Consider the following 14,968-nt stretch of genomic DNA (forward strand, 5'->3'; position numbering starts at 1 on the left):
GCCATGTTCTGGTTAACGGGGCATGGGCGGAATGGTTCTTGGCTTTTTCCCAATCCTTTCATGCGCGAATATTTCATGAATATGCATGTCGCCATGCTTCAGCCCGGCGGGGCGGGTTGCGGTCCCAATGTAATCTCCACGCTATGGGCCTGCCCGTCATCCACCATCTCGACCGTGCCGGTGGGGGGCAGGGGATTACCGTCGCATGTGGCATGGCGTATGCCGTGACACACATGGTCGGGGTTGTGAACGACAACGTGATAGGTTGCCGTGCGCCAGCGCACCGTGGCCGTGAACCCCGGCCATGCATCGGGGATGCAGGGGGTTATCAGCAGCTGCCTGTCCTGTACGCGCAGGCCGAGAATCGTCTCTGTCCCCACGCGTTGCATCCATCCCGCCGACCCGGTGTACCATGACCATCCCCCCCGGCCCACATGGGGCGGGCATGAATAGATGTCGGCCGCGACCACATAGGGTTCCAGCCTGTAACGCGCCACGTCCTCGCGGCTGGATGCGTGATTGATCGGGTTGAGGGTATGGAACAGGGCATGGGCGCGGTTTCCATCCCCCAGTGTCGCCATGGCCATGGTGGTCCACAGGGCGGCATGGGTGTACTGGCCGCCGTTTTCGCGTATGCCGGGCGGGTAGCTGCGGATGTAGCCCGGGTCCGGGCCAACGGCGTCAAATGGCGGGGTCAGGACAAGGACCAGCCCTTCGTCCGGGCGGACAAGCCGCGCCATGGCCGATCGCATGGCATGCTGCGCCCGTTCGGGCACGGCGACACCCGACAGCACGGACCATGACTGTGAAATGGCATCGATCTGGCATTCCGCGCTGGTGTGTGAGCCAAGCGGTGTGCCGTCATCAAAATAGGCGCGCAGGTACCAGTCGCCATCCCATGTCGCCTCCAGTGCCGTGGCAAGCGCGGCAGCATGGTCCTGCCACGCCTGCACGCGTGCATCATCCCCACGGGCACGTGCCAGCGGGATAAAGGTGGTCAGCGCGTCATGCAGGAACCACCCCAGCCACACGCTTTCGCCCCGTCCCTGTTCCCCCACGCGGTTCATGCCGTCATTCCAGTCCCCCGTGCCCATAAGCGGCAGGCCATGGCTGCCTGTCGCAAGGCTGTGGTCCAGCGCGCGGGCACAGTGTTCGAACAATGTGCCGCTGTGTCCGGAAATTGCGGGGATCATGAAGCGGTCATGTTCGGTAATTGGCAGCGGCGGGGCCTCCAGAAAGGGAATGCACTCATCCAGTACGCCCGTATCGCCCGTGGTGGTGACATAATGCGCCACGGTATGGGCCAGCCAGGCGCAGTCATCGGAAATATGGGTCCGCACGCCCGCCCCGGTATTGGGCAGCCACCAGTGCTGCACGTCTCCTTCGATAAACTGCCGTGACGCGGCCCGTAGCAGGTGCGCGCGTACCCGGTCCGGGCATGAAAGCGCCAGCGCCATGCCATCCTGCAACTGGTCACGGAACCCATATGCCCCGCTGGCCTGGTAAAATCCGGCCCGTGCCTGTACCCGGCTGGCCAGCGACTGGTACAGCAGCCAGCCATTGAGCATGATGTCCATCGTGCGGTCGGGGGTCTGGACCTGTATTGCGCCGGTTACCGTATCCCAATGGCGGTGGACCGCTTCCAGCACATGGTCGGGGCTTGTGGTACGGTACTGACCGATCAGGGCGCGGGCATGGTCCGTGTCCGTGCCTTCACCCAGCAGGAACACGATTTCCGCCCGTCCCCCCGGTGGCAGGGTCACCATTGTCTGTACCACGCCACACGGGTCCAGCCCGGCGCCGGTCGCCCCCTGCACGCCATTGGCATGGGCAAAGGCAAGGGGATCCGCCATCGTGCCATAGGGGCCGATGAAGGTGGCACGATCACCCGAACAGGCCGTCATGTATCCGCCGATATCGGCAAAGGCCGTGCGGTCCGCATATTCCGCATTCCAGCGGTTGCGCGCGAACAGCGCGCCGGTTTCCCCATCGCGTTCGGTCATGATGAAGGGGGCCGCAGTGCTGCGCGCCGGCCCCAGCACCCATTCCACATACGCGGTGACGGACAGGGTACGCGACCGGTCCGACTGGTTATGCAGCTGTATGCGCGTGATCTTGACCGGGTCCGATACCGGCACGTATTGCAGCAGGGAACTGGCCACCCCGTGCGCCACGCGGTCCAGGCGGGTATAACCGCGTCCATGACGGGTGAGATAGGTCGCTCCGGCATCGCGCCGGGTGGCGGCGGTGGGGCACCACAGGGTGCCGGTGTCCTCGTCGCGGAAATAGAAGACCTCCCCCGTATGGTCAGTGACCGGATCGTTCGACCACGGCGTGATCTGGTGTTCGCGGCTGTTGCCCGACCATGTATAGCCGCTGCCTTCGCCCGAGACCTGGAAGCCGAATGCGTCATTGGCGATCACGTTGATCCATGGCGCGGGCGTGGTCTGTCCGGGGCCAAGCACGATAACGTATTCCCGCCCGTTTTCGGCAAAGCCGCCATGGCCGTTGAAGAATTCCAGCGCGGGCACCGGTGGCACGGCAAATGCCGAAGGTTGCGGCGGGACGGGGGGTGGCGCGGGTGGGAAGGGGCGTGCACGCGGCCTTTCCCCCTGGTCAAGCTGTTCGGACAGGGTGTGATCCGCATCCAGCACGACACGCGCCACGGATATGATCAGATGGCGCACGGCGGGCGTAATCAGGTCGGCGCGCAACACGCGCACGGACCCTGTGGCCCCTGCCGCGCGGGGGCTGGCGCGGACAAGCTGGTCAAGCGATACCTGCAGGTCCTGCAGATAGGACGACGGGTGTTCGTTCAGGATGACAAGATCCACCGCCAGTTGCTTGAGCCGGAAATATTCCTGCGCCAGCAGCAGGATGCGGACGATATCCGTGGCGGAATTTTCGCGTACGCGCAGCACGACAATCGGCAGGTCGCCCGAAATGCCCTGTTCCCACAGCAGGGGCTGCGCACCCGCCCCATGCGCGATGTCCACCGGGCTGGCGCGCAGGGCGCGGGTGGCGAACACGATATGCCCCGCCAGCCGCTGGAACAGGTCCGCCTGCGATGGGGACATGTCCAGATGGCGCAACTGCACCTGCGCCTGTGTCCATGCCAGCGTGCGTGCGCGTTCGAACGCGGCATGGTCCTGATGGGTGTCGATCAGGTCCAGCAGGGCCGCGCGGCTGGGGGCAACCATGGTCCAGAAGGCGACGCGCGCCACCGCGCCAGGACGGACGGACACCCGTGCCCGGATGGAAAAGACAGCGTCCAGCACCGTGCCGGTCGTGCCCGACAGGGGGGCGCGGGTGGCCATGGCGGCGGGCTGGTGTGCGTCATGCCTGCGACCGATGAAGCGGGCGCGATCCGTTTCAATCTCGATCGGGGCATCGCACAGCGCCAGATGGGCCACCCATATCTCCGGCTCGTCACCGGTGCGCCGGCGCCGTGTTGCAATCAGGGCGCGTGACTGGGGGATATGCTCCGTCTGTACGAACAGTTTCGTAAAGGCCGGGTGCGCCAGGTCGGCGTTCTGCGCCAGCAGCGCCAGTTCGGCATATGACGTGATGTCCAGGTCCAGCGTCTCGCTGCCTGCGTTAAAGACCGAGACCTGACGTACTTCCGCATCATTTTCCGCCGAAACCAGCACATCCAGCGTAGTGGTGACGGTTCCGTCGCGACGCGCGAATTCAGCACGGTCTTCATGAAAGACCACGGCGTATTCATCGGGCGGGCTGTCGGTCGGCTGTATCCCGGCGGACCACAAGCGGCCTGTCCTGCGGTTACGGATATAAAGGTACTGACCATATTCATCGCGCGTCGCATCCTCGCGCCAGCGCGTGATCGCCTGCCCCTGCCACCGGCTGTAGCCCGATCCCGCCGCCGTCAGCATGACCGTGTACCGCCCGTTGGACAGCAGGTGCGTGACCGGTCCCCCCATGTCGGCACGGTCCACGTAACGCCCTGCGGGTGTTGCTATGGCATGAACGGGGGTATGGGTATCGTCCTCGGACGGCAGGGGACGGGCGACGGCGCCGGTGCGGGGGGCACGTTCCTGCAGCAGCAGCTCGGCCGAGGCAATGACCGGGTCATCATGAAACCGTGCGCGCATGACGCCATTCATGATCGCATCGGCCACCGCAAGGATGGACATGCCCTGATGATGGGCCATGTAGGCGCGGATGATCGCGACGCGTTGGCTGTCGGGCACGCGGTCGGGCGTGTAATCCAGTGCTTCATACAGGCCATACCGGCCCAGCGCCCCGGTTCTTTCCAGCGTATGCAGGTTGGCCACCGCTTTCTGCGGGTCGATCATGGCGGCCAGCATGGTGGCGTAGGGGGCGACCACCGTGTCCATTCCCAGCCCGCGTTTCAGCCCCAGTCCGGGAATGCCGAAATTGGAGTACTGATAGGTGTAGTCAAGATCGCGCGCGTTATAGGCGGATTCCGATATGCCCCATGGGATGTCACGATCCTGCCCATAGGCGATCTGGCGCTGCACGATCAGCTTGTTGGTCTGTTCCAGCAGGCTGCCCATGGGCGCGCGCATGACCAGTGACGGCATGAGGTACTCGAACATGGACCCCGACCACGATACCAGTGCCGCCCCGCTGCCCACGGGCGTGATGGACCGGCCAAGGCGGAACCAGTCATGGGCGGGCATGTCGCCCTTGGCGATGGCGAAGAACACCGCCAGCCGCGCTTCGGACGCCAGCAGGTCGTAGCAGTTGGCGTCCTGCGTATCCTCGCCCACCAGATAGCCGATGGACAGCAGCTTGCGTGACGGGTTGCACAGAAAGGCAAAATCCATGTCCTGCGCCATGCGCCGCGCCGTCTGCGCCACGGTTTCCAGCCGTGAGCCGAGCGTGGCGTACAGGTCCGTATCCAGATCCCGCAGGTGGCTTTCCAGCGTGCGCAGGGGGGCTGATATCCAGAACGTACGCTCGTCCACCGTATCTTCATCATGGCCCGGTGGCAGGGGCGTCAGGGCCGCCACGTGGTCCATGACCGCTTCCGCCTGTTGACGCAGGGCCGACAGCTGTGTTGCCGAACGGTTGGCGTCTGCGGACAGGACGGCGTTCTTCAGTCCTGTCAGCAGGCGCAGCAGCTGGCGTTCCGCAGGCGTGTGGCTGATGCGCGTGCCATTACGGAATGTCAGGTCGGTAATCGCGATGTTCAGCGCATCCGTCACCCCCTCGCGCCATGTGGCGAATTCAGGACCGTTTTCCCGCCATCGCTGGCACGTGCTGGACAGCGTGACGAGGTGACCGGCAAGGTTGCCGCTGTCGACACTGGAAATATAGACCGGGTCAAGCGGGCGGAGGTCATCGGTGGCATACCAGTTGTAGAAATGCCCACGGTAGCGCGGCATGGTCTCCAGCGTGGCGAAGGTTGCCTCCAGCCGGGCCACGGCATCGGCCAGACCGATCCAGCCGAAATCCCGCGCACTGGCGCAGCACAGCAGGTACAGCCCGATATTGGTGGGCGATGTGCGCCGGGCCAGAACGGGGGCGGGATCTTCCTGAAAATTGTCCGGCGGCAGCATGTGGTCCGCAGGCGTGGTAAAGGTTTCGAAAAAGCGCCACGTGCGGCGCGCGACCATGCGCAGGATACGCGTATCGGTGCGCGAGGGCCGTGAACGCGCGGAAATGACCGGCGTGCGGCTGGCCCACATCGCCACGGCGGGCGACAGGCACCACAGCGTGGCAACCGGTACGGACGCGAACAGGTTCCACGGTGCCCATATGGCCGTGGCCATGACACATCCCCACCCCAGCAGCGGAGCCGTGAACATCCGCCCGTAATATCCCCCAAGGCCCGAGCGCATGAGCCCCGCGATCTGGGCTGCAGGCACCCATTGCAGCAGATGGCGGCGCGTGACCAGGACGCGGACCAGCGTGCGCGTTATCGCATCCGTCATGAGTACGGACTGATGGGCGAGGAAGGTGATGGTCAGAAAGGTCATGACCGCCGCCTCGGCGCTCTGCGTGCCGATGACGTTGAGGTAACTGCGCAGCGTGATCCATTCCCGCCGGGGCACGATATCGGGCAGGACCGGCAGGAACGCAGGCAGCGCCAGCGCCGCCAACATGAAGGTCGTCCAGATCAGGGCGGCATGGAACGGCAGGAACCACCCCGCCACAAGGCTTGCCAGCGCCAGTGGCATGCACATCGTGCGGCGCAGGTTATCGAGCATTTTCCACCGCGCGATGCCAGACAGCCGCGCCCGTGCCGGCACGCTGAGCGGCGGCAGGCTGGATACGATCCATGGCAGCAGCTGCCAGTCGCCACGTGTCCAGCGGTGCAGCCGCTGGGCCGCGACAAGGTAGTCGGTGGGGAATTCCTCGACCACCTCGATATCTGTCACCAGCCCGGCCCGGGCGAAAATTCCTTCGAACAGGTCATGGCTGAGCATGGTGGATTCAGGCACCCGCCGGGCGAGGGCGGCCTCGAACGCGTCGATGTCGTATATGCCCTTGCCTGCATAGGACCCTTCGCCAAACATGTCCTGATACAGGTCGGACACGGCGGCGGAATAGGCGTCGATGCCGCTGGCGCTGGCGAAAATGCGCTGGAACAGCGTGCTCTGGTGGCCTACGGGCAGCGATGGCGTCACCCGTGGCTGCAGGATGGCGTAGCCTTCATGCACCCGTCCGGATACGGGATCGAAACGTGGCGCATTGAGGGGATGGGCCATCTTGCCAATCAGGCGGCACACGGTTTCCAGCGGCAGGCGCGTATCGGCATCGAGGGTGATGACATAGCGTATGCCTGCAGGCAGGGCATGTCCGGGGGGCAGGAAGGTGGTATCGGTCGCCCCGCGCAGCAGGCGGTTAAGTTCATGCAGCTTGCCGCGCTTGCGTTCCCACCCCATCCAGACCCGTTCGCTTTCGCACCAGACCCGCCTGCGGTGCAGCAGGTAAAAACGCATGTCCTGCGCGCCTGCGCCATATTTCCGGTTCAGCCTGTCAATCCCCGCGCGTGCCAGTGCCAGCAGGTGCTGGTCATCGGGGGCGTCGGCGCTGTCATGGTCGGTCCAGTCGGTCAGGAGCGCGAAGTGAACCGTGTCGTCACGCACGCTCAGGTAATGGACCTCCAGCCGCGCGACCAGTTCGTCCACGGTCTTTTCCGTTGTCAGCAACGCGGGCACGACCAGCATGGTGCGCAGATGGGCAGGAATGCCGTGCAGGAATTCCAGGCCCGGCAGGGTGGTGGCGTGTACCGCCTCCAGCGCCAGGCGGTTGACGCAGGCGACCGCCGCCTCCGAAACCGGAATAAAGGCAAGTATTGGCAGGGCCCATGCGACCTCCATGCCGGCCCGATGGACCAGCCACACCGGGATGGCGATGAACAGCAGCGTAAGCAGCGTGACCACGATGCTGTAGGCCGTGATCCCGTAGGCGCAGAAGGACCGGACCAGACGGCGCGACAGTGTGGGCCGGAACCCGATGGCCGCCTCCAGCGTCGATCGTCCCGCCATGAGCAGATAATAGCCCGGATCGCAACGCCGGGGATCATCCGCGCCCCTGTCGCGTGCTGCATGCGCCATGGCCACGGCCTGCCTGGCTATATCCATTTCGCTGTGGCGGCAGCCACGGGCCAGATCCTCTATGGCCTTGCGGTACAGGTCGCGGCTGGCAAAATCCGCCTGTGTAAAACTGTCAAGGTCGGCAAAAAGCCGGTCAATCAGGCTGACCCGTTCAAATGCTTCGGTCCAGTCGAAACCGGCGATCAGCCGCAGGCTGGTGATGATGTTGCGTATGGTGGCGTTGAACGTCCCCTGTTCATGCAGATCGTCATGCACCGCGTCGTCAATGGTGGTGTGCCGGTCCGCCATACGCTGTTCCAGCCAGACAAGGGCAGGGTCCTTTTCCGGATCCAGCCCGCGCGAACGGTGGACAAGCTGCGCGGTGAACGCGTTATTGAGGATACGGGGGTCAACCGCCGCCAGGAAACCCGCCATGGCCGCCTGTGTGCCCTTGCGGTAGGCGGCCAGCTGGTCGGCCAGCTGGTCAGCGGCGCGCCTGCTGGCGTTATTGTCCATGATCGCGCCGACGACACGGCGCAGGTTTTCAATCAGCACGATCCGCAACGTGATCGGGACCGCCCACAGTTCCCCGATCGTAAGCGGCGTGACACTCTGATAAGCCTGCAGGTAGTTGTACAGGATTTCAGGCTGCAGGTTGCTGTCGGTATGGGCGACAAGCGCCCATGTCACGCCAAATACCCGCGGCAACCCGGCAAACGGGCCATTGGCCAGCTTGGGCAGGCGCGCGTAATAACTGGCGGGCAGGTCGAGATCCGTTTCACGTATCTGCATGTCCACCAGCGCGTAATTGTCCGCCAGCCACTGGGCCGCAGGCGTAAGCTGTTTCCCGTTCTGGATATCCTGCGCGATCCGCACGTCGGCTGCGCGCAGGAACGCCCCGTTTTCCGCCAGCCGCCGCGACAGGGGGCGACCGTGTGTGCGGGCATGTCCGTCGGGGGCGACGGTCTGGGCCGCGGCAAGGCTGCGCGCGTGGGCTTCCAGCCGTTCCATGCCGAAAATCTCGCTTTTCAGCGGGGCGAAGTCATCTTCCCACGTGGGCGGCGGCACGCGACCGAACAGGCGCGCAAGCCATGGGTGTCGTGTTGACCGGACTGCAGGCTCGGGCTGTGGGAGGGTGGTGGTGGTCCCGTCCATTTTCTAGCTCCAGTTGCAGGCACGTGCCGGCCTGTGGACAGGCTGCTGCCCGTGCGGGCGTTTATTTCCGGAAAAGGCTTTTCCTTGGCTGCGGGGCGTGGGGTACGGACCCGCGCAGTATCGTCGGTGGCGTCCCGTCAGGTGGATGGGGGGCTGTGTCCCCACCTGTTTTCGGGGCATGGTCCGGTGTTGCGGGCATGGCTGTCGGCTGTGTCCTGTCGGACGGTGTGGTCTGTCCCGGCGGCGCGGGTTTGTGGGATGCACCCATCCTCTGTTCTCCTCTGTGTCCGGGGATAAAGGGGTGGTGGTGGATCAGGCCTGCGGAATATTGCGGTCAGTGCGTGTGACCTGATTGCCGCAGGCTTGGCCAGAACGTGCCCATCGGGCCTGCGTTGCATATATTTTACTGGCGTTTTATTTGAACTGAAAAATATCCGTCTGGATATATGACATAAAAAGTCAGAAAAACTGTTTTCCTGAACAGGAACGTCATGGGAACTGTTTCAGGCAATACTGAATACCAAGACATGAAACCCGCCGTTTTGTTGTGGCGTATGGGGCGGGCGCATATCATGCGGGGCTGCAGCGCACGCGCATGGCCGTCCGTCGCGCGGCGCGAAAACCGTTCGGGCTGTATTTTATTATGTGAATACGTCCCGTCAGCATGTCCGCGGGTGGCACTGTCCCTGCCATGGCGCGTTATTGCCTGGGGTCATGATGGACAGGCCCGGCAATCTGACAGGTAGGGCGCGCATGTCCAACGTAGGGCGGTTTGAATTCATCCTGCTGCTGATTGTCCTGATCGTGGGATTGGAACTGGTGGCGCGCAAGCTGCGCCTGCCGCCGGCAGCGGCGCTGGTGCTGGGGGGCATCGCCATTGCGCTGGTGCCCGGCGTGCCGGTGATCGGGATTGATCCCGACCTGGTGCTGATCGTGTTCCTGCCGCCGCTTCTGCTGGCGGGGGCATATTTTTCCGTCTGGCATGCATTCCGGACGCACCTGCTGGGGATATTGCAGCTGGCGGTGGGCGGGGTCGCGTTCACCACGCTGGCGGTGGCGGCCGCGACACGGTGGCTGATCCCGTCCATGCCGTGGGCGGCCTGCGCCGCGCTGGGGGCGATCGTGGCCCCGCCCGATGCCGTGGCGGCGAAGGCGGTGCTCAAGCATGTGCCCCTGCCGGAACGGATGACGACCCTGCTGGAAGGAGAAAGCCTGCTGGATGACGCCGCCAGCCTTGTCATCTACCGCTTTGCCACCCTTGCGGTGCTGACCGGCAGTTTCCGGCCCGTCCATGCCATGGTCACGTTTTTTTTCCTGGCGCTGGGCGGTCTGGTGCTGGGGGGTGTGCTGGCATGGGTGTGGATCCGGCTGCTGACGCGTGTGCGGGACCGGATACTCAGCATCACCATGACGCTGCTGCTGCCGTGGGTGGCCTATATCGGGGGGGAACAGGTTGGTGTTTCAGGGGTCATTACCACCGTTGTGGCGGGCCTGGTGCTGGGTTGGCGGCAGCATGACGTTTTCAGTGCCGATGAACGCCTGCGCTGGGCTGCGGTGTGGGAAGTGCTGGTGTTCGTGCTGGAATCCCTTGTGTTCGTGCTGATCGGCATTTCGCTGCATGCCATCGTACTGCGGCATATGGGCACGGCATGGGTGGCGCAGGACGTGGTCCTGCCGGTGGCTGGCATCGTGATGGTGGTGCTGGTGTCGCGTTTTGTCTGGATGCTGCTGACCGAAGGGGGGCGTGTCGCATTCCTGCCGCGTGGCAGACGGCCGGGCTGGCGGGGGTTTTCCAGCTTTGTCGCCATTATGGGATGGTGCGGCATGCGCGGTGTGGTCAGTCTGGCGATCGTGCTGGCCCTGCCACCGGAAATGCCCAACCGCGACATCATGCAGATCGCGACTTTCGTGGTCATTCTGGTCACTGTTCTGGGGCAGGGCACGACCATTGGCTGGGTCATCCGCATGACGGGGGGCGAACCCGCGCACCCACGCGGTCAGCGCCATCACCTGTCCGTATCGCAGGCCCGCGCGCTGATCGCCCGCTCGCAGGAACACGCCATGCGGCAGCTGGCCTATGCCCCGGATGGGCAGATCGTCCATTCCCGCCTGCTGGAACAGTACGCCTATCGCGCGGAACTGGCGGAACGTTTCAGCCACGAGCAGCAGGCGCTGCAGGGGCGCAAGGACGCGCATTACAAGGCGCTTCTGGCAACCATAGACGCGGGTCGCGCGGAACTGCTGCGCCTGCACCGCAGCGGGGAAATCCATGACGCCGTCCTGCACCAGCTTGAGCATGAACTGGACCTGCAGCAGATGACAGCGGAAGGCGGCCTGATCTGACCCTGGCCTACCCGATGGCCTGTGTCATCACGTTATCCAGCCAGTCGGCAAAGACCTGCAGGCGACGCGACAGGTGCTTGCGGTGGGGATAGAGCAGCGTCATGGGCATGGGTTCCGGGCGGTACCGGGGCATGACCTCCACCAGTTCACCGGCCGCTATATGGTGACGCACGTCATAGGCCGGAACCTGAATCAGCCCCAGCCCCGCAAGGCAGCAGGCCACCAGGGCCTCTGCGCTGTTGACGCTGATCCGGCCGGGCAGGTCCATGCTCCGGGTCCGCTCACCCTCCATCCATTCCCATTCCTCCACCCGCCCGGTGGAGGGGGAGGTATAATGCACCGCCTCGTGCGTCCGCAGGTCAGCAGGGCTGTGGGGCGTGCCGTGACGGGCAAGGTACGCGGGACTGGCCACGCTGATGATGTCCAGTTCCCCCATCCGGCGCGCGATCAGGCCGGAATCGGTCAGGGGACCGACACGCAGCACGCAGTCGATCCCGTCCTCGATCAGGTTGATGGCGCGGTCGGTTACGCCCAGTTCGATCCGGATTTCGGGATAACGGTCCATAAACGCGGGCAGTGCCGGGGCAACCAGCAGCCGCCCGATCCGTCCGGGCATGTCCACACGCAGCAGACCGCGCGGATTGCTGCGATCATGACGGAACAGGGCCTCGGCTTCCGCCACATCCGCCACCAGGCGCACGCAGTGTTCATAAAACGCCACGCCATCAGGCATCGGCGCGACGGAGCGTGTGGTTCGTGCCAGAAGCCGCGTGCCCAGCCGGGATTCAAGTTCCTGTATGGCGGTGGATACCGTGGAGCGTGGCATGTTGAGCGTCGCCGCCGCGCGCGTGAAGTTGCCGGTTTCCACCACGCGGGCAAAAATGCGGAAAAGATCGATACGGTCCACGGCTGTCACCGTCAGGTTGCTGTTTGTTCGTCTTTTCTGACATGTGTTGTCAGAAAAGGGAACTTTATGCCTCAATCCCAACTGATAACCTGTCACCATGAACAGCGCGGCACCCGTCCGCGCACCATGAATGGAGGTTGGATATGGCTGATCATAGCATCAAGGGTAAAACCGTCCTGATCGCGGGCGGTGCAAAGAACCTCGGCGGTCTGATCGCCCGTGACCTTGCGGCACATGGCGCGAAGGCCATTGCCATCCATTACAACAGCGAGGCCACACGGCCCGAGGCGGAAAAAACCCTTGCCGACCTGAAGGCCGCAGGCGTGAATGCCGTCGCGTTCCAGGCCGACCTGACGCGCGATGGCGCCGTGGCCGGGCTGTTTGCCGACACGACAAAGGCCATCGGCCGTCCCGATATCGCGATCAACACGGTGGGCAAGGTACTGAAAAAGCCGATTGCCGATACAAGCGAAGCCGAATTTGATTCCATGTTCGCGATCAATACGCGTGTTGCGTATTTCTTTATCAAGGAAGCGGGCATCCACCTCAATGACCATGGCAAGCTGCTGACGATCGTCACATCGCTGCTTGGGGCCTATACGCCGTTCTATTCAACCTATGCCGGGTCCAAGGCGGCGGTGGAACACTTCACACGTGCCGCGTCCAAGGAATATGGCGCGCGTGGCATATCGGTCAACGCCATCGGGCCGGGACCGATGGACACGCCTTTCTTCTATGGGCAGGAAGCGCCTGAAGCCGTGGCCTATCACAAATCGGCCGCAGCCCTGTCGCCATTCAGCCGGACCGGCCTGACTGAAATCGAGGACATCGCCCCCCATGTCCGCTTTATCGTTTCCGAAGGGTGGTGGATGACCGGCCAGACCATTCTGGTCAATGGCGGTTACACCACGAAATAAGGTCAGCAGTTTCCACAGGTGCCCCCGCCGTGATCCCCACGCGTGTCTGTCCTGACCTTACCCAACGGTCCTGCATGGCCATGGGTAAGGGGACGGGTCAATGCGCGTGGGGTGCGGGTGTATTTAAAGGGCGTGCCGTGACAGGAGGGCTTTTTCAAAAAGCTTCAGAAGCTGCCGCCTTTTTTTAAGGGCAGCAGCCAGAAACTTCTGTTTTCTATTGGTAGCCTGCGGCCTGCAGTTCAAAAAGTTCCGCATACCGACCGCCCTGCGCCAGAAGGTCTTCATGCGTGCCGGCCTGCAGGATCCTGCCATGTTCCAGAACGACAATCCGGTCTGCCGTGCGCACGGTGGAAAAGCGGTGTGAAATCACCAGCGCCGCCTTGCCGCGCCGCAATGCGCGCAGGCGTTCGAACACGTCTGATTCCGCCCGCGCGTCGAGTGCCGCGGTCGGTTCATCAAGGATCAGCAGGTCCGCATCACGCATATAGGCACGTGAAATGGCGATTTTCTGCCATTCACCCCCGGATAGTTCGCGGCCTTTCGCCACGCGCTTGCCCAATGGCTGGTCATACCCCATGGGCAGTTTGCCCACCACATCATCTGCCAGCCCTTCATGCGCGGCCGCTTTAATGCGTTGCGTGTCCGACAGGGCGTCGATTCGGCCTACGGCGATATTTTCCGATGCGGTCAGGCTGTAGCGGACAAAATCCTGGAATATGACGCCGATATGCGCGCGCAGGTCCGTCAGGTCCATATCGCCCAGGGGCACGCCATCCACCGTGATCTGCCCTTCATCAGGGTCATACAGCCGGGTCAGCAGCTTGACGATGGTTGTCTTGCCCGCCCCGTTTTCCCCCACCAGCGCCACCGTTTCCCCCGCGCCGATGGACAGATCCAGGTGCCGTATGGCCCACTGGTCCGTGCCGGGATAACGGAAACCGACATTTTCAAACCGGATGCCCTGCCGGATGGGGGACGGAAAGGGCAGCGCGCGTGGCGGTGAGATGATGGCCGGGCGGAGGTCAAGGAAGGCAAAGAAATCATTGAGGTACTGCGCCTGGCTGGCAGTCTGGGTAATGCCCAGCAGCAGGCTGGACAGGACCGAATGCAGCCGCAGGAACGACCCCGACAGGAATGTCAGGTCCCCAACCGAAAACCGGCCACGAACCGTATCCCACACAATGACCAGATAGACCCCGTAATAGGCAACCGACCCGATGGCTGCGAAGGCGCCGCTCCATACAAAGCGGCGCAGGGCCAGCCTGCGGTTCTGTTCCAGCACGGTGCTGGCCGCGGTCCGGAAACGCCCCACCAGAAAATCCCCCAGCCCGAACAGCTTGAGCTCCTTGGCATGTTCCGCGCTGGCACCGACATAGCGCAGGTATTCCATTTCACGGCGTTCTGCCGTCTTGGCGCGGATAAGCCGGTAGCCTTCGGCATTGAACCGCGCTTCCCCTGCCGCCGAGGGCAGGAGGGCGACCGCCAGAACCACCACCATCCACGGTGCGAACGCCACGACGCCAATCGCAAGCGTCAGCGCGGTCACAGCAGTCTGGGCAATGTTGAACAGTTGCACCAGCAGGTTATTGCGCCCCGATGCCTGACGCCGCGCGCGTTCCAGCAGGTCCTGTAACGTGCTGGATTCAAACTGCTGCAGATCCAGCGTGGCCGAATGGGCCATCAGCGCGAGACTGACGGAGTTGATGTAGCGTTCGTTCAGCAGCCCATCGACCAGCACGATCGCGCGTGAGGTCAGGTCCGACAGGATGATGAGAGCGAATTCCAGCCCGATCCATTCTTCCAGCCGGGTGGCCGGACCATGCAGCACCCAGTCCAGCATGGTCCCCGACGCCGGGGCATGGGCGCTGGTGCGAATGACCTCATCGACAATCAGCTTGCCGACATACAGCGCCAGTGGCGGCTGGATGGCTTGCACCAGCCGCAGCGTGATGCTGGCCAATGTCAGGGCGGGGCTGCAGTTCCATATCTGGCGGAACATGCGGGGCACATGCCCGTACACCCCGAAACGGGCGCCCAGGCGCATCCGCCATGAGGGGAGGGGATCACGGTCCGATGTTTCAGGGGCTGCGTTCAATCAGAAAATCTCCAGCAGGGAA

Annotated in this window: 5 protein-coding genes; 2 read left to right on the forward strand and 3 right to left on the reverse strand. The window is 63.7% G+C overall.

The genetic code is table 11. The features are described 5' to 3' along the window. Positions 1–98 precede the first annotated feature (98 nt). Positions 99–8,684 (reverse strand): GH36-type glycosyl hydrolase domain-containing protein, encoded by an 8,586-nt coding sequence (locus tag HNO79_RS10485; protein ID WP_214164593.1) that lies wholly within the window; start codon positions 8,682–8,684, stop codon positions 99–101. Positions 8,685–9,437: 753 nt separating this feature from the next. Here HNO79_RS10485 and HNO79_RS10490 point away from each other — a divergent pair. Next, positions 9,438–11,027 carry a cation:proton antiporter gene (locus HNO79_RS10490; protein WP_010514886.1) on the forward strand — a complete coding sequence of 530 codons (1,590 nt, stop codon included), beginning with the start codon at positions 9,438–9,440 and terminating at the stop codon, positions 11,025–11,027. A 7-nt stretch (positions 11,028–11,034) separates the two neighbouring features. Here HNO79_RS10490 and HNO79_RS10495 read toward each other — a convergent pair whose 3' ends face one another. Continuing rightward, a complete protein-coding gene (locus tag HNO79_RS10495; RefSeq protein WP_214164594.1) occupies positions 11,035–11,934 on the reverse strand; it encodes a LysR family transcriptional regulator in 900 nt (299 codons plus the stop codon). A 143-nt stretch (positions 11,935–12,077) separates the two neighbouring features. Here HNO79_RS10495 and HNO79_RS10500 point away from each other — a divergent pair, with 143 nt between their 5' ends. Next, positions 12,078–12,851, forward strand: coding sequence for an SDR family oxidoreductase (locus HNO79_RS10500; RefSeq protein WP_214164595.1), 774 nt, complete (start codon positions 12,078–12,080; stop codon positions 12,849–12,851). Between the two features lie 214 nt (positions 12,852–13,065). Here the strand turns inward: HNO79_RS10500 and HNO79_RS10505 are convergent, their stop codons facing one another. Further along, a complete protein-coding gene (locus HNO79_RS10505) occupies positions 13,066–14,946 on the reverse strand; it encodes an ABC transporter ATP-binding protein (RefSeq protein ID WP_214164596.1) in 1,881 nt (626 codons plus the stop codon). Positions 14,947–14,968: the final 22 nt, after the last annotated feature.

The organism is Komagataeibacter oboediens (assembly GCF_018491655.1).
In the GTDB taxonomy this organism is placed as follows: Bacteria; Pseudomonadota; Alphaproteobacteria; order Acetobacterales; family Acetobacteraceae; genus Komagataeibacter; species Komagataeibacter oboediens.